We start from the raw sequence: 19342 nt of genomic DNA, 5'->3' as shown, positions 1-19342 counted from the left end.
GGGGCAAGTCCCCGGCCTCATCTTTTTGGGGGGCCGGATGAATAACGGGGTGGTCGTGATCACCGGCGGATCGCGCGGCATCGGTGCGGCAAGTGCCATCCTTGCGGCCGAGCGCGGCTTCGATGTGGTTGTCAATTATGCCGGTAATCTGGCTGCCGCCGAGGCCGTCTGTGCCCAAATCATCCGTGCTGGGCGCAAGAGTGTTGCCGTGCAAGGCGATGTATCCAAGCCCGAGGACATAGAGCGCATCTTCAACGCGGCGGATGCTTTGGGACCGCTCAAGGGTCTGGTCAACAATGCGGGTGTGGTCGATGTGGCGATGCGGGTAGAGGACGTGGACCTCGCCCGGCTTGAACGCATGTTCGCTATCAATGTCTATGGCGCGATGCTGTGCGCGGGGCAGGCGGTGCGGCGCCTGTCGCGGGCCCATGGTGGCACCGGCGGCAGCATCGTCAATCTCACCTCCGGTGCTGCCAAGCTGGGTGGTGCCAATATGTATGTGGATTATGCGGCCGCCAAAGGCGCCATTGACAGTTTTACGGTCGGGCTGGCTTTGGAAGTGGCCGAACATGGCGTGCGGGTCAATGCCGTCCGCCCCGGGGTTATCGAGACCGATATTCATGCCTCGGGTGGCGATCCGGACCGGGTTGCGCGCATGATCGAGGCCATCCCCGTCAAACGCGCGGGCACGGCCCACGAGGTCGCCGAGGCCATTGTCTGGCTATTGTCGGATGCGTCCAGCTATACCCCCGGATCGATCCTGTCGGTGACCGGTGGGCGGGCAAGCCTGCCCTGATTGAACCGCACTTCTGTGGTTTACAGGGATATCGTTTGCATTCGCATTTTCGTGATGGGCGTCCGGATGAAATACTAAGACTCTGTTAAGGGTCCCGGCCCCTATGAAAAGCGCGATGGATTGCCCCGACCTGGAGATTTCGCGTTGCGTAAAACTGCTGCCCTGGCCGTTGCATTTCTGGGCCTTGTCGCGCCCGCTCTGGCGCAGAACGATACCGAAAATACCGCACTGATCGGCGAGCTGATGGCCTTTCACGGCTCGCAGGCCATCGTCAATGTCATGACCACCCATTGCTACGAAACCACTGGCCTCGACGGCAGCTACAAGCTGGCGGCGGAAAACTGGTATCTGCGCAATATCGGCTTTCTCGATCTCGCCGACCGGGTCATCACCCGGCTGGGCGGGGGCGCCGAAGGCCAGCAGAAGGCGGCCGAGACCTATGGCGGCACGCAGATCATGACCGCTTATAACCAGGCCGGCGATAAGGGCAGCTTCTGCCGCGCCTTTCTCGAGCAGGTGGAAACAGGCGCGCTCGATATCGACCGGCAACTGCCCGCAGCACTGAAGCGCGCGCAGGAGATTTCGGCCTCCTGATCCCCCTGTAACGGGGTAGGAGGCTGAGTGCGGGCGTGATTTCTTCGCGGACAGGCTCCCCGGAGATCGTCCCATGCGTGTCCTGTCGGCATTTTTCCTTTCTGTCATCCTCTGCAGCACCGGCATGGCCACCGAGTGCACACTGGCCAATGCGCGCTACAAGCAGCCCGACGCGCCCTGGTGGCTGACCTTCAAGCGGGTGCCGCAGATCGCGCCCGCCAACCAGACGGCGGCCTTCTATATCGAAATGCCCAATTCCGATGTAGTGCTGGAGGGTGGCGTCAGCGTGCCCAATGGTTTTGGGGCGCCGCTCTGGTCGATTTCCGGGCCGTGCGCAGCGGACAGCACCGAGCAATGTACTTTCCTCGTCGAAACAGACCACCCATCCATCTATGGCATCTATGACGGCAAGGTGCGCTTTCTCGATATAGAGCGCGGGGGCAAGGCGCCCGAACAGGTGATCCTGCCGCAACTGGCGGTCAGCCTCTGGTATTCGAACTATCGCAGCACCGAGTGGGACGGGGACGTATCGCCTGGCGATGCCTTCGAGTTGCTCGATTGCCAGTGATCCGGCAGGATGGGCCCGCCGTTCTATTGGCAGACCCTGATGCATGGAGATGAATGTGAGCGTCGAGTTGACCCTGCTGACCTGGAGTGCCGCGCTGGCTTTTGCCTATGTGATGGTGCAATCCACTGCCTATCGCCTCGACTATGGCATCAAATTTGCCGGCAGCCAGCGTGATAATGAGCGGCCGCCAAACAAATGGGCAGCACGGGGCAATCGCGCGCTGCGCAATTTCCTCGAGACCTATGGCATCTTCATTGCGCTGGCGGTGGCCACCGAACTGTCGGGGCGCTCCGATAGCCTGACGCAATGGGGTGCGCAATTGTGGTTCTGGGCACGCTGGGCCTATATTCCAGGCTATTTCATCGACATTCCTCTTCTGCGTTCCGGCATCTGGATGGTGTCGCTGATTGGCCTCGTGCTCCTGTTTGTCGGGGTGGCCTTCTAGCCGCCCTTGCCCATCGGGCAGGGGAGGCTATCGGCGGCCGCATTGCCGGGGCGGTTTGGCTGGTGTAACGCTTTGCCGCCCACTAACGCGCGGTAGCAGTGATGACCTTCCCCTGGCTGGAATTTGCAGGCCTGATGCTGGCTTTTGGCATCAATGCGGTTATTCCGGGCGCCGATTTCGCCATGGTCTTGCGCCAATCGGTGGTGCATGGCCGGCGCGCGGCGCTGTTTACTTCGGCCGGTGTTGCCACGTCGATCCTGGTGCATGGCAGCTACACGCTTCTGGGCGTCGGCGTGCTGGTGGGCCAATCGCTGCTAGCCTTCAACATTCTCAAATGGGCAGGCGCGGCCTATCTCGTCTGGCTCGCCATCGCGGCGTTGCGCAGTCCGCCGCCGCAGCCGCCCAGCATTGCGGAAGGTGGCGAGAGCCCGCGCGGCGACATGGCCGCCTTTGCGCTGGGGTTCCTCACCAATCTTCTCAATCCAAAAGCGGTGTTGTTCTTCCTCGCCCTGTTCACGTCCTTGGTCTCCGTGCATACGGCGGGCAATGTAAAGGTGATTTATGTGGCGAGCATGAGCATCATGCTTTTTGCCTGGTTTGCACTGGTCTCGGTTTTCTTTACGACCCATTCGGTGCGGCAGGGCTTTTTCCGCGCCGGCCGGTGGTTTAATCGGGTTACCGGCATTACATTTCTGGCGCTGGCGGTTCGTGTCGCGCTGGCACAGCAGCGCTAACAGTTTCGGGGTTTCTTACCATGGCAGATCAATTCGACCTCACCATCATCGGCTCGGGACCGGGCGGCTATGTCTGCGCCATCCGTGCGGCACAGCTGGGCATGAAGGTGGCCGTGGTCGAGAAGTGGCCGACACTGGGTGGCACCTGCCTCAATATCGGCTGCATCCCCTCCAAGGCACTGCTGCATGCTTCCGAGCTGTTCGAGGAAGCCGGTCACGGCTTCAAGGCGCTGGGCATCGATATTCCGGCCCCGCAGCTCAACCTTCCGCAGATGATGAACCACAAGACCGAAACGGTCGCCTCCAATGTCGGCGGCGTGGATTATCTGTTCAAGAAGAACAAGATCGCCGTGTTCCGCGGCATCGGCTCGATCGCGGCCCCCGGACGGGTGCTGGTGACGCCGCAAAGCGGACCGCAGACCGAGATTTCGACCAAGAATATCGTCATCGCCACCGGTTCCGTATCGGCGAACCTGCCGGGCATCGATATCGACGAGAAGACCGTGGTTACCTCGACCGGCGGTATCAGCCTCGACAAGGTGCCGAACAAGCTCGTCGTCATCGGCGCCGGCGTGATCGGACTCGAATTGGGCTCGGTGTGGCAGCGTCTTGGCTCCCAGGTCACCGTGGTCGAATATCTCGACCGTATCCTGCCGGGCATGGACAGCGAAGTGGCCCGCCAGTTCCAGCGCATGCTGCAGAAGCAGGGCATGGAATTCAAGCTCTCGAGCAAGGTTGCCGGCGTCGATAAGCAGGACGATGGTGCGCTCAAGGTGCGGGTCGAACCGGCAAAGGGTGGTGACGCCGAACTGCTCGACGCTAATGTCGTTCTGGTGGCCATCGGCCGTAAGCCGTTTACCGAAGGGCTGGGCCTCGACCTCGCTGGCGTGGCGCTGGACGAGCGTGGCCGGGTCCGCGTCGATGCGCATTACAAGAGCTCGGTCGACGGTATCTATGCCATTGGCGACGTGATTGCCGGCCCAATGCTGGCGCACAAGGCCGAGGACGAGGGCATTGCCGTTGCCGAAATCCTCTCCGGCCAGGCCGGCCATGTGAACTATGCCGCCATTCCGTCGGTGGTCTATACCAATCCGGAAGTGGCTTCGGTGGGCAAGACCGAGGACGAGCTCAAGGCCGAAGGCGTCGAATACAAGATCGGCAAATTCCCCTTCACCGCCAATGGCCGCGCCAAGGCGATGCTGGCGACACAGGGTTTTGTCAAAATTCTCGCCGATGTGCAGACCGACCGCGTCCTGGGTGCTCATATCGTGGGCAAGAATGCCGGCGAGATGATCCACGAACTGGTGACGCTGATGGAATTCTCCGGTGCCTCCGAAGATCTGGCGCGCACCACCCATGCCCACCCGACCCTGTCAGAAGCCATCCGCGAAGCCGCACTGGCCCTGGGCGACGGGGCTATCCACATCTGAGGACTTTATCGGCCCGCATCTATCCCGCCAGAACGGCACATTTAAGCAGCTCTCCAAACACCGGTTTGGGGAGCTTTTTTCATGGTCGCGCAAGCACCTGCAAAGTCATCATACAACATACAAGTAATTGTATGTTGACTTGTCATTTCGTCTTCCATACTAGTTTGCACGATACTCGGGCCTTGCCAAGACAAGCCGGGTTGGTGGCGGGTTTGCCCGCCGGTGGCGTGGGGGAGGAGCCTTGTCGCCACCAAGCAAGACACATTGGGAGGACTTCATGTTTCATCTGCCTAAGATGGCGGCTGCCGCCGTCATTGCGTCTGCCTTGATGGTTTCGACCGCCAGCGCCCAGACGGTGCTGCGCTCGTCCGATACCCATCCCGATGGCTATCCGACCGTCGAAGCCGTCAAGAAATTCGGTGAGTTGCTCTCGGACAAGACCGGCGGCCGCTACTCGGTCGAAGTGTTCCACTCCGCTCAGTTGGGCGGCGAGGCCGACACCATCGAGCAGACGCAGTTCGGCGTCATCGATCTCAACCGCATCTCCATCGGCGCCTTCGGCACCCAGGTGCCGGAAGCCACGGTCACGCAGCTGCCCTACATCTTCCGCTCGGCCGATCACTTCCACAATGTGCTCGACGGTCCGATCGGCGCGGAAATCCTGGCGGCCTTCGATGCGGTGGATGTGGTGGCGCTGGCCTTTTATGATGGCGGTGCGCGCTCGTTCTACAACAGCTCCAAACCGATCACCGCGCCTGAAGACATGGCGGGCATGAAGTTCCGCGTCATGCAGTCCGACATTTTCGTCGACATGGTCGGCGCGCTGGGTGGCAATGCGACGCCCATGCCCTATGGCGAAGTCTATTCGGGCATCCAGACCGGCGTCATCGACGGCGCCGAGAACAATTATCCCAGCTACGACACTGCCGGCCACGCCGAAGTCGCCAAGTTCTATTCGCTCGACGAGCACCTGATGGTGCCTGAAGTGCTGGTGGTCTCCAAGGTCGTCTGGGATGGCCTTTCTGCCGAAGACCAGGCGGCCATGCGCGAAGCCGCCCAGGAATCGGTGCCGCATCAGCGTGAGCTCTGGGCGGCCAAGGAAGTGGAATCCAAGGCCAAGGTCGAAGCGCTTGGTGCCACGATCAACACCGTCGACAAGCAGCCCTTCATCGATGCCATGAAGCCGGTCTACGACAAGTATGTCACTGACCCCAAGCTGCAGGATCTGGTTGCCCGCATCCAGGCCACCGAGGGCTGATTGATCGCGCCGGGCCGGCTTCGGTCGGCTCGGCTTCACCGCGGGGATGAACCGATGAAAAGCGGACTTCTTGCCGTCAGCCGCGTGCTGAACGTGCTCTCAAATCTTGCACTCTGGCTGTCGGGCATCGGGCTTGTCGCCATGACCGTCATTGTCGCCTACCAGGTCTATATGCGCTTCGTCGTCAATGCGTCCCCGTCCTGGACGGAAGGCGGGGCGATCATGATCATGAGCTGGTTCATTTTCCTGGGCGCCGCTGTCGGGGTGCGCGAAAAGTTCCATATGGGATTTGACGTGCTGCTTTACGCCTTGCCGGCAGCTGCCAAGCCCTGGCTGCGCAGCATCAGCGACATTGCCATCTTCGCTTTCGGTTTTGGCATGGTCTGGTTCGGTAGCGAACTGGCCATTCGGGGTGCCAGCGTCCGCATTCCGGTGATCGGTTTGCCGCAGACCTTTACCTATTTGCCCATCATCGTTTCCGGCGTGCTGATCTGCCTTTTCGTGCTCGAGCGCATGGCCCTGCGGCTGGCGGGAGAACCGGTCGACGCTGACATCATCGAACCAACTGTGACTGAGGCCTGATCGCCATGGAATACTGGGTTCTCTTCGGCGTTTTCGGCCTGCTCATGGTGGTGGGTACGCCCATCGCATTCTGCCTCGGCATCGCCAGTTTCGCCACCATCGTCTATATCGGCCGGCCTCCGGTCGTGGTGTTCCAGCAGCTCAATTCCGGCGTCGGGGCCTTCACGCTGCTGGCCATTCCCTTCTTCATCTTCGCCGGCGACCTGATGATGCGTGGCGGCATCGCGGCGCGGATCATCGCTTTTGCGGGCTCAGTCATCGGCCATGTGCGCGGCGGGTTGGGGCAGGTCAACGTTCTGGCTTCGACGCTGTTCGGCGGCATTTCCGGCTCGGCTGTAGCCGAAGCTGCCGCGGTTGGCGGGATCATGATTCCGCAGATGAAGGCGCGCGGCTATGGCGCCGACTATGCGGTCAATGTCACCTCGATGTCGGCACTGATCGCGCTGCTACTGCCCCCCAGCCACAATATGATCATCTATTCGCTGTCCGGGGGCGGACGCATCTCGATTGCCGATCTCTTCACCGCCGGCGTCATTCCCGGGCTGCTGCTGGCCGTCGCCCTGATGATCACCGCCTATGTGGTGGCGCGCAAGCGTGGCTATCCGACGGAGCCCTTTCCGGGCTTCGCGCGCGCGTTCCAGTATTTCCTGGTCTCCATTCCTGGCCTGCTGCTCATAGTCATCATCTTCGGCGGGGTGCGTTCGGGTATTTTCACTGCCACGGAAAGCTCCTGCATCGCGGTAATCTACGCCTTCCTGGTCACGCTCCTGGTCTATCGCTCGATGAGCTGGTCCAATTTCGTGCATTGTGTCACCGGCGCCGTGCGGACCACTGCCATGGTATTGTTCATCATCGGCGCTGCTGCCTCTTTCGGCTGGCTGATGGCCTATCTGCGCGTAGCGCCCATTCTCACCGAATTCGTCGGCCAGCTTACCAGTGATCCGCTGATGGTCCTGCTGCTGATCAATGTGCTCTTGCTGTTGTTGGGCACCTTCATGGATATGGGGCCGCTGATCATCATCACCACCCCGATCTTCCTGCCCATGGTCACGGCTTTCGGCGTGGACCCGGTGCATTTCGGCGTCATCATGATCCTCAATCTGGGTATCGGTCTCAATACGCCGCCGCTCGGGCCGGTGCAGTTCGTCGCCGCCGCCGTCGGCAAGATCTCGATCTGGACGGCGATGAAAAGCGTCTGGCCATTCTATGGTGCCGGGCTGGTGGTGCTGGCCATGGTGACCTATATCCCGGCGCTCTCCCTGTGGCTCCCGAGCCTGTTCCGGTGATCGTCATGTCTGTGATCGAAGCAACGCCGCCTCCGGCGCGCAAACCCAAACTGGCTGAAATGGTGGTCGAGGCGCTGCGCAAGCGCATCGGCAGCGGCGAGGTTGGGGCCGGCGAGAAACTGCCGACCGAAAGCCAGCTCACCCAGCATTTCGGCGTCAGTCGCACGGTGGTGCGCGAGGCCATCGCGGCGCTTGCCGCCGATGGGCTGGTGCAGTCGCGCCAGGGCGCCGGTGTGTTCGTGATGTCGGGCCCGACATCGGCCTTTTCGAGCATTGGCGGGGAACGCTCGAACAAGATCTCGGTGGCGCTCAACGTGCTCGAAGTGCGCATGGGCATCGAGATCGAATCCGCGGGGCTGGCGGCGCAGCGGCGCAGCGCCAGCCAGGAGGCGGCAATCCTTGAGGCGTGGAATGAGTTCGGCCGCCTGCTGGCCATCGGCAACCCGACCGGCAAGACCGACTTTGCCTTTCACCGGGCGATTGCCGCGGCCACCAACAATCCCTTCTATATCGAGGTGCTCGATGCTCTTGGCAGTCGCACCATTCCCTGCGACGTCGCCTCGCCCTGGGGCACGGAAAGCGTCTTGACCTATGACTACCAGGCGGGGCTGCACGAAGAGCACCGCCGCATTCTCAACGCCATCTCCACGCGCGATGCCGAGGGCGCGCGCGAGGCCATGCGAGAGCATCTCTCGCGCAGCCAGGACCGCTATCGCGCCCGGCTGGCCGAGCAAAGCTCATCACTTCAGGACCTGTCATGACCACAGAATTCGACATCCGTTTCGCCATCGATCCCATCACCGCCGCCGGGCTGGGGACCAATGAACTGCGCGAAAACTTTCTCATCGACGATCTGTTCGTGGCCGGACAGGTGCGCTGGACCTATAGCCATTATGACCGCATGGCTGTGGGGGGCGCGGTACCCGCAGGTACGCCGCTGGCGCTGGACACAATCAAGCCTACCGGCACCGCCAATTTCCTCGACCGGCGAGAGTTGATCGCGGTCAATATCGGTGCAGCCGGCCAGGTCCATGTCGACGGTGTCGAGCATGCGGTCGGACCCCGCGACATGCTCTATGTCGGCATGGGCGCGAAAGACGTGCGTTTCGGTGGGGAGGGTGCAAAATACTATCTGCTCAGCGCGCCGGCCCATGCCAGCTACCCCACAACGCTATTGCAGCAGTCCGGCGCCAAGCGGCTCGATCTCGGCAGTCAGGAAACCGCCAATCAGCGTTCGATCTATCAATATGTGAATGCCGACAGCGTGAGAACCTGCCAGTTGGTGGTGGGGCTCACTCAGTTCGCACCGGGCTCGGTCTGGAACACCATGCCGGCGCATGTGCATGACCGGCGCATGGAGGCCTATCTCTATTTCGATCTCAAGCCCGACGCCTTCGTGGTGCATCTGATGGGCGAGCCGACCGAAAGCCGCCACCTGATCGTGCGCAACGAGCAGGCCATCCTCTCCCCGCCCTGGTCGATCCATTGCGGTGCAGGCACCGGCGCCTATACCTTCATCTGGGCCATGGCCGGCGACAATGTCGACTACACTGATGTCGACAAGGTGGCCATGGAGGACCTGCTCTGATGGACCTGTCCGCCTTCGGCCTTGCGGGCAGGACCATTCTGGTCACCGGCGCCAATACCGGCATCGGGCAGGGCATCGCGCTCTGCATCGGCCGGGCCGGGGGCAAGGTCATTGGTGTCGGACGCTCCGGCATGGACGAGACGGCGGCGCTGATGGCCGAACAGGGCGCCGACTTTGCCGCCATGCGGGCGGACCTGGGATCGGTTCGCGACGCCCAGGCGATGTTCGATACGGCCTGGTCCGAGCATGGTCCGATCGATGGTCTCGTCAACAATGCCGGCATCATCAAGCGCGTGGATGCGGTCGACTTCACCGAAGCCGACTGGGACGCGGTGATGGATATCAACCTCAAGACCATGTTCTTCCTCTGCCAGGCGCTGGGGCGCAAGGCACTGGCCGAGGGGCGAAGGGCGCGGATCGTCAACATTGCCTCGATGCTGAGCTTTCAGGGTGGCATCAGGGTGGCCAGTTATACCGCGTCCAAGAGTGGTGTATTGGGCATTACCCGGCTTTTGGCCAATGAATGGGCGGCGCGCGGCATCAATGTGAACGCCATCGCCCCCGGCTACATCGAGACCAACAATACCGAGGCGCTGCGCAACGACCCGGATCGTTCGTCGGCCATTCTCGGGCGTATTCCTGTGGGACGCTGGGGCGTGCCGTCGGATATCGGCGATGCCGCCGTGTTCCTTCTCGCGCCCGCTTCCAACTACATGCACGGCGCCGTCATCCCTGTCGATGGCGGCTGGCTCGCAAGGTGAACTGATGACTGAACAGAAATTCTTCGCCCAGCCCAACGAAACCGAATGGACCGAGCTGGCGCCCGGCAATACGCGACGTGTGCTCATCCATACCCCGGAACTGATGCAGGTCGAGTTCGGCTTCGAAAAGGGCGCCGTCGGCGCGCTGCACAGTCACCCGCATATCCAGGTCAGTTATGTAGCCGAGGGCAGTTTCGAGGTGACCATCGACGGAGTGACGGAAGTGGTCGGCGAAGGCGGCAGCTTCATCGTGCCGTCAGGCTTGGTGCATGGTGTCGTGGCGCTGGAAAAGGGGCGGCTGGTGGATGTGTTTACGCCGCACCGGGCGGATTTTCTTTAGCCAAGCGCATTGAGCATGCCCGCATAGGCCGCCTCATGCTTGCCGCTCCAATTGTCCATGCCGGGGCGGGTAAGTAGGCCGCGGCGGGGCGGGATGAAGCTGTAGATGCGCCGCACCGGGTCTTCGCGCCATTGCAGGTTGAACGCGGCATAACGGGGAAAGAACTCCATGTCCGAATAGGGCAGGTGGTCATGCACCCACCAGGCCAGGGCTTCCCAGTCGCCGGTCGTCTCGTAATAGGGAATGAAGCGGTTGACCACGATGCATGCCGTGGCGCCCATGCGACCCTCGGCGTCGCGATGGTCCCAGATATGGCCCGCATAGTTCTTTTCATTGCTCCCACAATTGAGCCCATTGGCATTACCGAAACCGTTGACCTCCGGGGAACGATAGGCCGAGCGGATCGAGATCCGGCCGAAATGCTGTTGCAGTGGCTCCAGCAGGTCCTCGCAGAGCTTGGTGCCCGCAGCTATGGCAAGGTCGGGATCGTCGGGCAGGTTGGCAAAGCCATTGATCACGGCGATCTCGGAATAGAGAAAGTCGCGCATGAAGAAGCTGTCGCTCAGCCGGACGCGGCCGAATTCTTCGAGCGTGCGGACACTGGCGGGCTGACGCATGGGGCTTGTTTCCAATGGGAAGGACAGGCACATGCTGCTATCGGGACGCGCGGCCCACAACCCGATTTTCGCGCCGCACGGAAAATGACCATGCTGCTGATTGCCTTCTACATCGCCATTGCCGCCGAAGCGATGACCGCAGCCCTGGCCGCCGGGCGCCGCAATATGGACTGGTTCGGCGTCTGCCTCATCGCCTGCGTCACCGCCCTGGGCGGAGGCACCTTGCGCGATATCCTGCTCGATCACTATCCGCTGGTCTGGGTCAAGAACCCCTATGTACTGCTGCTGGTCTGCGGCGCGGCGCTGGCCACCATTCCGCTGGCGCGGCTGGTGGATCGGCTCAAATGGCCGTTTCTGCTGCTCGATGCGCTGGGCCTCGTGGTTTTCACCGTCATCGGCTGCAATATCGGCATCGAAGCGGGTGTGCATCCGATCATCGTCATTGTCGCCGGCATGGTGACCGGAACCGCCGGCGGCATCCTGCGCGACGTGCTGTGCAATGATATTCCGCTGATCTTCCAGGGCGAGCTTTACGCCACCGTATCGATGATCACCGGCATCGTCTATTTCGCCGGGCTCGGAGCCGGCGTGCCCATCGATCTCATGGTCATCGGCTCGATCATCCTCGGCTTTACCCTGCGTACCCTCGCCATCGCCTTCAAATGGGAAATGCCGAAATTCGTCTATGACCGCGACATGCGCAAGTGAGCGCATGAGCCGTGTGCGGCATCAATGAGGCTTCCGACGCAGCGCCGATTGTGGCATTGAACTTCCATACAAGAATGGAGTTTCCAGGTGCGACAGACGTGGCGGTGGTTTGGCCCCAAGGACCTGACCAGCATCGATGACATCACCCAGGCGGGTGCGGCTGGAGTCGTGAGTGCCTTGCATCACGTGCCCAATGGTGTGGTGTGGACGGCGGAGGAAATCGCCAGGCGGCACCAGGACATCCAGACCCGCAAGGATGGCTCGCCGTCCGGGCTGACCTGGGACGTGGTTGAAAGCCTGCCCGTCACCGAGGACATGAAGAAGCAGAAGGGCAATTGGCGCGAGCATATCGAGAACTACAAGATCTCGATGCACAACCTGGCGGCCAGTGGCATCGAGACCATCTGCTACAATTTTATGCCAGTGCTCGACTGGACCCGGACCGATCTGCGCTGGACTGTGGCCAATGGCGGCTCCTGCATGCGGTTCGATATTAACGACTTCGCCGCGTTCGACATTCACATCCTCAAGCGACCGGGTGCGCCGGCCGACTATACCAATGCCATTGCCGACGAAGCGGCGCGGCGCGTCGCCGATATGAATGATGACGAGAAAAAGCAGCTCGCCCGCAACGTGACCATGGGCCTGCCGGGTTCGACCGAGTCGATGACGCTCGAAGACGTGCAGGCCCATCTCGACGAATATGGCGCCATCAGCCGCGAACAGCTGCAGGCCCATTTCATCGACTTTCTCGAACAGGTGGTGCCCACGGCCGAAGAGCTGGGCCTTCGCCTCTGCTGCCACCCGGACGATCCGCCATTCGCTTTGCTGGGCCTGCCGCGCATCATGTCCACCGAGGCGGACTACAAGTACATTCTCGACGCGGTCGACAGTCCTGCCAGCGGCATGACCTTCTGCACCGGCTCGCTGGGTGCGCGGCCGGACAACGACCTGCCGGGGATCGTACAGCGCTTCGGCCCGAAAATTCACTTCCTGCATCTGCGCAATGTCAAACGCGACAGCGACGATATCGCCGGCTCGTTCTACGAGGCGGAGCATCTGGGTGGCGATACCGACATGGTTGCGGTCATCGCGGCTGTCATTGCCGAGGAGCGCCGCAGGAAGGCCGAGGGTCGCGCCGACTGGCAGATCCCCATGCGGCCCGACCATGGCCAGGACATCCTCGATGATCTCGGCCGCCGCTCGCAGCCCGGCTACCCGACCATCGGCCGCATGAAGGGCCTCGCCGAATTGCGTGGGGTGATGACGGCGCTGGAGCACCACGACTTCGGTCTGGGGCGATAAAACAGCTCGGGGTTAGGTCGGTTCAGTCTCGACCGCCGGCTTGAGGCAGGGGCATTGCCTTTGGGTTCGAGCGCGCTGCACACCCCACCCAGCCTCCCCCGTCAAGGGGGAGGAGCCGCATCGCGTTTGGCGCGAGATTTTGCCCAAAGCACTGGTTCTTCTCCCTCCCGGCCTGCGGGGAGGGCCGGGGTGGGGGGTGAGAGCTTGTGGCCAAATGCAATCGGGCTTCCCGTGCCGTGCACTGAGGGAGGGTAGCGGAAAAGGCCCGAGACGTCGGCGCCTTTCGCGCCAAGCGCTAAAGCAGACGACCGCATACCTCCACCACTGACGCTATTTTTCGGAGGCTGGAACTTCGGCAATGGCGGCGCGTTTTATGAGCAGGTTTATTCATGGAGTTTCCCATGCTGTACTATGCTCTGGTCTTCCTTGTGATCGCGCTTATTGCCGGTGTTCTTGGCTTCGGTGGTATTGCGGGCGCCTCGGCAGGAATTGCGCAGATTCTGTTCTTCCTGTTCCTGGCTTTCCTGGTCATTTCTCTGGTCATCGGCCTCTTCCGCCGGACCTGAGTTTTCTAACCCTCTTCCCCTCCCGACCTCCTCCTGACGACACTTAGGCGGCCCCAGTGGCCGCCTTTTTTCATGGGCTCGGCAACAGGTCGGCGGTGCGTCCGGTCCAGTGATAGACAACAAGTCCGATCCACTCCTTCATCGCCACGGTGGTGACGCTGAGATTGTTGACCGGGTTGGCAATGTCGAAGCCGAAGCCTTCACGCCCGGAACTGCGATAATCAGTCGGCCAGGCGATGAGATCGAGCCCCTGCTTGCGGAATAGACCCATTGAGCGCGGCATGTGGAAGGCCGAGGTGACGAGAATGGCCGGGCCATCGACGGTGGCGAGATAGTCGCGGGTGAAGGCACTGTTCTCATCAGTATTGCGGGACGCTTCCTCCAGCACCAGCCGTTCCGGGGCGATGCCCTGCTGGATGAAGAAGCGCTGCATGGTGGTGGCTTCGGCCTCGGTGGTGTCATCGAGCAGACCGGCGCCGCCGCTCAGCACCAGGCTCGCCTCGGGATAGAACCGGGCAAGCCATAGCGCGGTGGTCAGCCGGTCCCCGGCCTCATTGAGTTCACTTGTCTGTCGGGCTGTGCTGGGGCGGGCAAGTGTGGCGCCACCCAGGACGATGATGGTGGCGACATTTTCTGGCATGGTTTCCGGCACCGAAAACCTGGCTTCGAGCGGCTGGATGATCACATAGCCGAAGCTGGTAAAGCTGGTGAGCGTGTGCACCAGCGCCGTCGGAACGAGCAGGGCGATCGCGAGCTTGCGGCGGCCGACAAAGAGCAGGACGATGGCGCAGGCCAACAGCACGAGAACAATGCTCAGCGGCTGCGCCAGCAGCCAGAAAACCTTCGACAGAACAAAAAACACTGGAATTCCATGTCTAAAATGGTGGCGTGATCGACGCCGGGTGATTTGACGCTTGCACTCTGGCCAGCATCTGCTTTTCTACCAAACGGTCAAGATTGCCAGCCTAGCAATTAGGCAATCGCCAGTCAGGAAGGCGCCCGCGTCCCGGGCCAGGTGAGCATGAAGCAAGCTGAACCCGCTGTGGCGGGGGCGATGCCAGTCGTCGAACTGCGCGATCTGCATAAGTCGTTCGGTACCCTGGAGGTGCTCAAGGGCATATCGTTCACGGCGCGCGAAGGGCAGGTGGTGTCGCTGATCGGGTCCTCTGGGTCGGGGAAATCGACCCTGCTGCGCTGCATCAACATGCTGGAAATCCCCGATAGCGGCGATGTGCTGATCGATGGCGAGGCGATCAGCCTCAAGGGTGAGGGCCAGCACCGCCAGATCGCCGACGAAGGCCAGATCCGCCGCATCCGCTCCGAACTGGGCATGGTGTTCCAGTCGTTCAATCTCTGGGCGCATATGACGGTGCTTGAGAACGTCATGGAAGCCCCGCTGGTCGTGCAGAAGCGTGACCGCGCCGAAGTCGAGGCGGAAGCGCGCGCCATGCTCGACAAGGTGGGGATCGGCGCCAAGGCCGATGCTTATCCCGCGCAATTGTCCGGCGGCCAGCAGCAGCGCGCCGCCATCGCCCGGGCGCTCTGCATCAACCCGCGCGTCATGCTGTTCGACGAACCCACTTCCGCGCTCGATCCGGAGCTCGAAGTCGAGGTGCTGCGGGTGATCAAGCTGCTCGCCGACGAGGGCCGCACCATGGTCCTGGTGACCCATGACATGGACTTTGCGCGCACCGTTTCCGATCGCGTCATCTTCCTCCATCTCGGGCTGATCGAGGAAGAGGGCACGCCGGACGAAGTGTTCGGCGCCACCCGCTCGGCCCGCCTCAAGCAATTTCTCAATGCCGCCAACCACGAATGACGGCAGGCGAAACCAGACCCGGACAGCCGGGCACCAAACGAACCAGTCAGCACGGAGAAAACCTATGAAGAAACTTGTCCTCGCCGCCGTTGCGGCACTCGCGCTGGGAACGCCGGCAATGGCGCAGGAAACCGTGCGCATCGCCACCGAAGGCGCCTATGCGCCGTGGAACTTCCTCGACAATAGCGGCGCGCCGGCCGGTTTTGAAATCGACCTCGGCAATGCCATCTGCGAAAAGGCGGCGCTGAGCTGCGAGTGGATCATCAATGATTGGGATTCGATCATCCCGAACCTGCTGGCCGGCAATTACGACCTGATCATGGCCGGCATGTCGATCACCGAGGAACGCCTCGCCACCATCGATTTCACCCAGAATTATTTCCCGCCCGATCCGTCCAAGTTCGTCGCCGCCCCCGGCTCGACCCTGGATTTCGCCAATCTTTCCGGCGCCCGTATCGGCGTGCAGGGTGGCACCATCCAGGCCGCCTATGCCGAAGCCAACCTGGCCAGCGGCAATACGGTGGTCAGCTTCACCACCGCCGACCAGAACATGGCTGACCTGATGGCCGGCAATGTCGACACCATCCTGGCCGATGGTGCCTATCTCGAGCCGGTGGTTGCCGCCTCCAATGGCGCCATCGAATTCGTGGGCGAGGATATCCTGATCGGTGGCGGCGTCGGCGCCGGCCTGCGCAAGGACGATGCCGAGCTCAAGACCAAGATCGACGACGCGCTGACCGCGCTCAAGGCCGACGGCACCGTCGACACCCTGATCGCCAAGTGGTTTGACGGCAAGGGCCCGTACTTCGCCGAATAATCGGCACCAGTCCCAGCGGCTCTATTGCCCTCTCTCCGCTAGCGGGGAGGGGGCATAGCCTCAAAATACGAGACAGCATGCTCGACGACATCGCCTTCTGGGTCAGCTACCTGACAAACGGCAAGCACCTGACCTGGTACGCCAGTTTTCAGTTCACCATTTTCGCTGCCTTGATGGGCGGGACGCTGGCGGTGATCTTCGGGCTGATTGGCGCCACCCTGAAAAGTTCGCGCCACCTGCCGCTCCGGATGATCGGCAGCTTTTATTCGGCCATCGTGCGCGGCGTGCCCGATGTGCTGTTCTTCCTGTTCTTTCCCCTGGCCTTCGAGCAGGCGGTGGAATGGATCGTGGCGACCCAGGTGTGTACGCCCGAAACCATTGCCGCCCAGACAGCGCCCTGGCCGCCCTGTCGGGAGGCCAACTGGTTTCTCGGCACCAGCGAATATCTGATGCTGGCCAGCGTGTCGCTTGGCCTGGTCTATGGCGCCTTTGCCACCAATGTCATCCACGGCGCCATGCGCTCGGTGCCCGCCGGGCAGCTCGAAGCCGCACGCGCCTATGGGATGAGCGCGCGCCAGGTATTGTGGCGCATTCATATCCGCCAGATGTGGGTCTATGCGCTGCCGGGCCTCTCCAATGTGTGGATGCTGATCGTCAAGGCGACTTCGCTTTTGTCGCTGCTGCAGATCGCCGATATCGTGCTCTGGGCCGACCGGCTTGGCGCGCCCAATTTCCTGCCCGCCGTGGGGCTGGTGCATGACGATTGGCGCTGGCGCTATTATCTCGTGCTCTTCGTCTTCTACATTCTCGTCACCTGGCTGTCGGAGCGGGCTTTCGACGCGCTCATGCGACGAACCGGCCGCGGCATTCTCAGCGAGGCGCGCGGCTGATGCAGGGATTTTTCGACGATCTCGCCGTGATGGCGCCGGCGGTGCTGTTCAACATCTACTTCGCTGCGGCCTCGATCCCCATCGGCTTTGCCATGGCCATCTTCCTGGCGCTCGGCAAGGGGTCGAGCAATCCGCTGATCAACCGGCTGTCGCGCGGCTATATTTATGCCTTTCGCGGGTCGCCGCTCTTCATCCAGTTCTTCATGTTCTATTCCCTGGCGCTGTCGCTGAATATGAGCGTCTGGCGGCCGCTGGGGATATCGGGCTTCGTGCTGCATCCGCTGTTCATGGGGCCGCTGGTGCTGGTGCTAAACACGGCGGCCTATACCGCGGAGATTTTCTATGGAGCACTGCGCGCCGTACCGCGCGGTGCGGTGGAGGCAGCGCGCGCCTATGGCATGAGCCGCAGCCAGCAGTTCCGCCGCGTCATCTGGCCCAATCTCATCCGGCTGGCCTGGCCGGCCTATACCAATGAAGTGGTGTTCCTGTTCCACGCCACCGCCATCGTCTATTTCGCCCTGCCGGTGGTGGGGGCGCAGAAGGACCTGATGATCACGGCCAAGGACCTGTTCGAGCGCGACTTCAATGCCTTCCTGCATTTTTCGGTGGCGGCGCTGTATTTCCTCGCCGTATCGCTGGTGATCTTCTTCATCTTCGGGCGCATCTATTCCCATCTCATGCGGCATCTGCCGCAGCCGCCGCGCATGCGTTTCATGCCGCGCTGGTTGCGCTGACCGCCTTCTTCCGGGAGCACAAGCAATGTTCATTGTCGCCGATCTCTGCGTGGTTCCGATGGGCGTCGGGCCATCGGTGTCGCGCTATATCAGGGAAGTGCGCGAGATCATCGAGGGCTCGGGCCTCAGTCACCACATGCATGCCAATGGTACCAATATCGAGGGTGAGATGGCGGCGGTTTCGGCCGTGGTCGAAGCCTGTTGCGAGAAGTTGCAGCAAATGGGGGTGGAGCGGGTGTTCTGCACCATGCATTTCTCCACCCGCAGCGATAAGCCCCAGACCATGGCCGACAAACTGGCCAGCCTAGCGTGAGTATAGCGCGATGAGTTTCCAGCAACACGCCATCACCCTTGCCGGCGATAGCCCCGGCCAGACAACGGCGCTCTATTGGTATAGCGCCGGTCCCGAGAATGCTCCGACCAAGGTGCATTTGCAGGCGGCGCTGCATGCCGACGAGCAGCCGGGCACCATGGCGCTGCATCATCTCTTGCCGCGCCTGCGCGATGCCGATGCGCAGGGCAGGCTCAAGGCGCGCTTTGTGATCTTCCCCTCGGTCAATCCGCTGGGCCTGGCGACGCGCGTATTGCGCCGCCATATTGGGCGCTATGATCTCGAAACCGGCGTCAATTTCAACCGCCGCTGGCCCGACCTTTATCCGCTGGTCGCCAAGGCGGTGGAGGGGCGCTTTACCCAGGATGCGTCTGCCAATGTCGCCCTGCTGCGCGCTGCCGTGGGCGAGTGGCTCGCCGAACAGCGGCCGGTCACCGCCAACCAGACGCTGCGGCTCAAGGTGCTGGCGTCGGCGCATGACGCCGATATCGTGCTCGACCTGCATTGCGACGATCTCAGCCTCAAGCACATTTTCACCTCGCCCGAGCTGATGCCAGGGCTGCAGGATCTGGCGGATCGCATGGGCGTCGCCGCGACCCTGACTGCCGAGGATAGCGGCGGCGGTTCGTTCGACGAGGTATTGCCCGCGCTCTATCGCAAGGCGCAGGCCGCCAATCCCGGTGTGCCCATTCCCATGGCTGCCGAGACGGCGACGCTGGAATATCGGGGGCAGGCCGATGTCAGCGATGCGCTAGGGATCGAGGATGCCAATGGGCTGTTCGATTTCTTTGCCGGGCGCGGGCTGATCGACGCCGCCGTTGCGCCTGCAAAGCCAGCGCCGTCGCCGACCCCTTTCGAGGCCACAGAAATTCTGCGCGCGCCCAGCGCCGGGCTACTCGCCTATCAGGTGGAATTGGGCGAAAGCGTGAGGGCGGGTCAGGTGGTGGCGGAGTTGATCGCCATGGATGGCCCCGAAGCTTTCATGGCCCGCCAGCCGATCCGATCCGGCACGGATGGCATCATTCTGTCCCGCGCCAGCGCCAAATATGTCGTGGGCGGCGCATCCATCGCCAAGATTGTCGGCACGACAATCTTGCCGGCTCGCGCCGGCGGCTATCTGCTGGAAGACTGAGATTTTTCTGGCCGTCCCATCGCCAACAAAAGCGCAAAGAG

General features: G+C 62.0%; 24 protein-coding genes. 22 read left to right on the top strand and 2 right to left on the bottom strand.

All coding sequences use genetic code 11. The annotated features are described in order from the left end of the window. Positions 1–37: 37 nt before the first annotated feature. The 13 genes from DEVEQU_RS13100 to DEVEQU_RS13040 all read left to right on the top strand — a co-directional run bounded on the left by DEVEQU_RS13100 (position 38) and on the right by DEVEQU_RS13040 (position 10382). Positions 38–796: an SDR family oxidoreductase gene (locus tag DEVEQU_RS13100; RefSeq protein ID WP_126151044.1), complete on the top strand. Its 759-nt coding sequence runs from the start codon at positions 38–40 to the stop codon at positions 794–796. A 144-nt stretch (positions 797–940) separates the two neighbouring features. Then, complete coding sequence (locus DEVEQU_RS13095) at positions 941–1390, top strand: hypothetical protein (protein WP_126151043.1); 450 nt, start codon at positions 941–943, stop codon at positions 1388–1390. Positions 1391–1463: 73 nt separating this feature from the next. Next, on the top strand, positions 1464–1958 hold the full coding sequence (locus DEVEQU_RS13090; RefSeq protein WP_126151042.1) for a hypothetical protein: 495 nt from the start codon (positions 1464–1466) through the stop codon (positions 1956–1958). 55 nt (positions 1959–2013) lie between these two features. Beyond that, positions 2014–2403: an MAPEG family protein gene (locus DEVEQU_RS13085; protein WP_164550392.1), complete on the top strand. Its 390-nt coding sequence runs from the start codon at positions 2014–2016 to the stop codon at positions 2401–2403. A gap of 101 nt (positions 2404–2504) precedes the next feature. Beyond that, positions 2505–3137, top strand: a complete 633-nt coding sequence (locus DEVEQU_RS13080; RefSeq protein WP_126151040.1) for a LysE family translocator — start codon at positions 2505–2507, stop codon at positions 3135–3137. A gap of 20 nt (positions 3138–3157) precedes the next feature. Further along, on the top strand, positions 3158–4567 hold the full coding sequence (gene lpdA / locus DEVEQU_RS13075) for a dihydrolipoyl dehydrogenase (RefSeq protein ID WP_126151039.1): 1410 nt from the start codon (positions 3158–3160) through the stop codon (positions 4565–4567). A 277-nt stretch (positions 4568–4844) separates the two neighbouring features. After that, complete coding sequence (locus DEVEQU_RS13070) at positions 4845–5825, top strand: TRAP transporter substrate-binding protein (protein WP_126151038.1); 981 nt, start codon at positions 4845–4847, stop codon at positions 5823–5825. 54 nt (positions 5826–5879) lie between these two features. Then, complete coding sequence (locus DEVEQU_RS13065) at positions 5880–6407, top strand: TRAP transporter small permease (RefSeq protein WP_126151037.1); 528 nt, start codon at positions 5880–5882, stop codon at positions 6405–6407. A 5-nt stretch (positions 6408–6412) separates the two neighbouring features. Beyond that, positions 6413–7693 carry a TRAP transporter large permease gene (locus DEVEQU_RS13060; RefSeq protein WP_126151036.1) on the top strand — a complete coding sequence of 427 codons (1281 nt, stop codon included), beginning with the start codon at positions 6413–6415 and terminating at the stop codon, positions 7691–7693. Positions 7694–7698: 5 nt separating this feature from the next. Next, positions 7699–8454 carry a FadR/GntR family transcriptional regulator gene (locus tag DEVEQU_RS13055; protein ID WP_126151035.1) on the top strand — a complete coding sequence of 252 codons (756 nt, stop codon included), beginning with the start codon at positions 7699–7701 and terminating at the stop codon, positions 8452–8454. Further along, positions 8451–9281: a 5-dehydro-4-deoxy-D-glucuronate isomerase gene (gene kduI, locus DEVEQU_RS13050; RefSeq protein ID WP_126151034.1), complete on the top strand. Its 831-nt coding sequence runs from the start codon at positions 8451–8453 to the stop codon at positions 9279–9281. The genes DEVEQU_RS13055 and kduI overlap by 4 nt, the downstream gene beginning before the upstream one ends. Continuing rightward, positions 9281–10042, top strand: a complete 762-nt coding sequence (gene kduD / locus DEVEQU_RS13045) for a 2-dehydro-3-deoxy-D-gluconate 5-dehydrogenase KduD (RefSeq protein WP_126151033.1) — start codon at positions 9281–9283, stop codon at positions 10040–10042. Before kduI ends, kduD begins: the two co-directional genes overlap by 1 nt. Before the next feature lie 4 nt (positions 10043–10046). After that, entirely contained in the window at positions 10047–10382 is a 336-nt protein-coding gene (locus DEVEQU_RS13040; RefSeq protein ID WP_126151032.1) for a cupin domain-containing protein, read from the top strand. On the opposite strand, the gene DEVEQU_RS13035 is transcribed toward DEVEQU_RS13040, so the two are convergent. Continuing rightward, on the bottom strand, positions 10379–10999 hold the full coding sequence (locus DEVEQU_RS13035; protein WP_126151031.1) for a hypothetical protein: 621 nt from the start codon (positions 10997–10999) through the stop codon (positions 10379–10381). The two genes, DEVEQU_RS13040 and DEVEQU_RS13035, sit on opposite strands and share 4 nt — an antisense overlap. Before the next feature lie 90 nt (positions 11000–11089). On the opposite strand from DEVEQU_RS13035, the gene DEVEQU_RS13030 reads away from it, so the two are divergent. The 3 genes from DEVEQU_RS13030 (at position 11090) to DEVEQU_RS13020 (ending at position 13578) form a co-directional block, all read left to right on the top strand. Continuing rightward, positions 11090–11707 (top strand): trimeric intracellular cation channel family protein, encoded by a 618-nt coding sequence (locus tag DEVEQU_RS13030; RefSeq protein WP_329601472.1) that lies wholly within the window; start codon positions 11090–11092, stop codon positions 11705–11707. A gap of 87 nt (positions 11708–11794) precedes the next feature. Further along, positions 11795–13012, top strand: a complete 1218-nt coding sequence (gene uxuA, locus DEVEQU_RS13025) for a mannonate dehydratase (protein WP_126151029.1) — start codon at positions 11795–11797, stop codon at positions 13010–13012. A gap of 401 nt (positions 13013–13413) precedes the next feature. Then, positions 13414–13578: a DUF1328 domain-containing protein gene (locus DEVEQU_RS13020; protein ID WP_046142315.1), complete on the top strand. Its 165-nt coding sequence runs from the start codon at positions 13414–13416 to the stop codon at positions 13576–13578. 70 nt (positions 13579–13648) lie between these two features. Here the strand turns inward: DEVEQU_RS13020 and DEVEQU_RS13015 are convergent, their stop codons facing one another. Next, complete coding sequence (locus DEVEQU_RS13015; protein ID WP_126151028.1) at positions 13649–14440, bottom strand: YdcF family protein; 792 nt, start codon at positions 14438–14440, stop codon at positions 13649–13651. Positions 14441–14599: 159 nt separating this feature from the next. Here DEVEQU_RS13015 and DEVEQU_RS13010 point away from each other — a divergent pair, with 159 nt between their 5' ends. From DEVEQU_RS13010 to DEVEQU_RS12985, 6 genes are all read left to right on the top strand, one after another. Then, positions 14600–15397, top strand: a complete 798-nt coding sequence (locus DEVEQU_RS13010) for an ABC transporter ATP-binding protein (RefSeq protein WP_126151027.1) — start codon at positions 14600–14602, stop codon at positions 15395–15397. Between the two features lie 64 nt (positions 15398–15461). Further along, positions 15462–16214, top strand: a complete 753-nt coding sequence (locus tag DEVEQU_RS13005; protein ID WP_126151026.1) for a transporter substrate-binding domain-containing protein — start codon at positions 15462–15464, stop codon at positions 16212–16214. 77 nt (positions 16215–16291) lie between these two features. Continuing rightward, positions 16292–17104, top strand: coding sequence for an ABC transporter permease subunit (locus DEVEQU_RS13000; RefSeq protein WP_126151025.1), 813 nt, complete (start codon positions 16292–16294; stop codon positions 17102–17104). Beyond that, positions 17104–17838, top strand: a complete 735-nt coding sequence (locus DEVEQU_RS12995) for an ABC transporter permease (protein ID WP_126151024.1) — start codon at positions 17104–17106, stop codon at positions 17836–17838. The genes DEVEQU_RS13000 and DEVEQU_RS12995 overlap by 1 nt, the downstream gene beginning before the upstream one ends. 25 nt (positions 17839–17863) lie before the next feature. Continuing rightward, a complete protein-coding gene (locus tag DEVEQU_RS12990; protein WP_126151023.1) occupies positions 17864–18151 on the top strand; it encodes an MTH1187 family thiamine-binding protein in 288 nt (95 codons plus the stop codon). Positions 18152–18161: 10 nt separating this feature from the next. Next, entirely contained in the window at positions 18162–19301 is a 1140-nt protein-coding gene (locus DEVEQU_RS12985) for a succinylglutamate desuccinylase/aspartoacylase family protein (RefSeq protein ID WP_126151022.1), read from the top strand. Positions 19302–19342: the final 41 nt, after the last annotated feature.

This window comes from Devosia equisanguinis, assembly GCF_900631955.1.
Lineage (GTDB): Bacteria > Pseudomonadota > Alphaproteobacteria > Rhizobiales > Devosiaceae > Devosia > Devosia equisanguinis.
Note: the sequence above shows the minus strand (reverse complement) of the source record. Positions and strands in the feature narration are given on the sequence as shown.

Bases quoted from the DNA above. Each gene is read 5' to 3' on its own strand.
- DEVEQU_RS13000 (WP_126151025.1), top strand. From the start codon at position 16,292: ATGCTCGACGACATCGCCTTCTGGGTCAGCTACCTGACAAACGGCAAG.
- DEVEQU_RS13070 (WP_126151038.1), top strand. From the start codon at position 4,845: ATGTTTCATCTGCCTAAGATGGCGGCTGCCGCCGTCATTGCGTCTGCC.
- DEVEQU_RS12990 (WP_126151023.1), top strand. From the start codon at position 17,864: ATGTTCATTGTCGCCGATCTCTGCGTGGTTCCGATGGGCGTCGGGCCA.
- DEVEQU_RS13040 (WP_126151032.1), top strand. From the start codon at position 10,047: ATGACTGAACAGAAATTCTTCGCCCAGCCCAACGAAACCGAATGGACC.
- DEVEQU_RS13065 (WP_126151037.1), top strand. From the start codon at position 5,880: ATGAAAAGCGGACTTCTTGCCGTCAGCCGCGTGCTGAACGTGCTCTCA.
- DEVEQU_RS13090 (WP_126151042.1), top strand. From the start codon at position 1,464: ATGCGTGTCCTGTCGGCATTTTTCCTTTCTGTCATCCTCTGCAGCACC.
- lpdA (WP_126151039.1), top strand. From the start codon at position 3,158: ATGGCAGATCAATTCGACCTCACCATCATCGGCTCGGGACCGGGCGGC.
- kduD (WP_126151033.1), top strand. From the start codon at position 9,281: ATGGACCTGTCCGCCTTCGGCCTTGCGGGCAGGACCATTCTGGTCACC.
- kduI (WP_126151034.1), top strand. From the start codon at position 8,451: ATGACCACAGAATTCGACATCCGTTTCGCCATCGATCCCATCACCGCC.
- DEVEQU_RS13005 (WP_126151026.1), top strand. From the start codon at position 15,462: ATGAAGAAACTTGTCCTCGCCGCCGTTGCGGCACTCGCGCTGGGAACG.
- DEVEQU_RS13100 (WP_126151044.1), top strand. From the start codon at position 38: ATGAATAACGGGGTGGTCGTGATCACCGGCGGATCGCGCGGCATCGGT.
- DEVEQU_RS12985 (WP_126151022.1), top strand. From the start codon at position 18,162: ATGAGTTTCCAGCAACACGCCATCACCCTTGCCGGCGATAGCCCCGGC.
- DEVEQU_RS13010 (WP_126151027.1), top strand. From the start codon at position 14,600: ATGAAGCAAGCTGAACCCGCTGTGGCGGGGGCGATGCCAGTCGTCGAA.
- DEVEQU_RS13020 (WP_046142315.1), top strand. From the start codon at position 13,414: ATGCTGTACTATGCTCTGGTCTTCCTTGTGATCGCGCTTATTGCCGGT.
- DEVEQU_RS13060 (WP_126151036.1), top strand. From the start codon at position 6,413: ATGGAATACTGGGTTCTCTTCGGCGTTTTCGGCCTGCTCATGGTGGTG.
- DEVEQU_RS13035 (WP_126151031.1), bottom strand. From the start codon at position 10,999: ATGCGTCAGCCCGCCAGTGTCCGCACGCTCGAAGAATTCGGCCGCGTC.
- DEVEQU_RS13055 (WP_126151035.1), top strand. From the start codon at position 7,699: ATGTCTGTGATCGAAGCAACGCCGCCTCCGGCGCGCAAACCCAAACTG.
- DEVEQU_RS13080 (WP_126151040.1), top strand. From the start codon at position 2,505: ATGACCTTCCCCTGGCTGGAATTTGCAGGCCTGATGCTGGCTTTTGGC.
- DEVEQU_RS13030 (WP_329601472.1), top strand. From the start codon at position 11,090: ATGCTGCTGATTGCCTTCTACATCGCCATTGCCGCCGAAGCGATGACC.
- DEVEQU_RS12995 (WP_126151024.1), top strand. From the start codon at position 17,104: ATGCAGGGATTTTTCGACGATCTCGCCGTGATGGCGCCGGCGGTGCTG.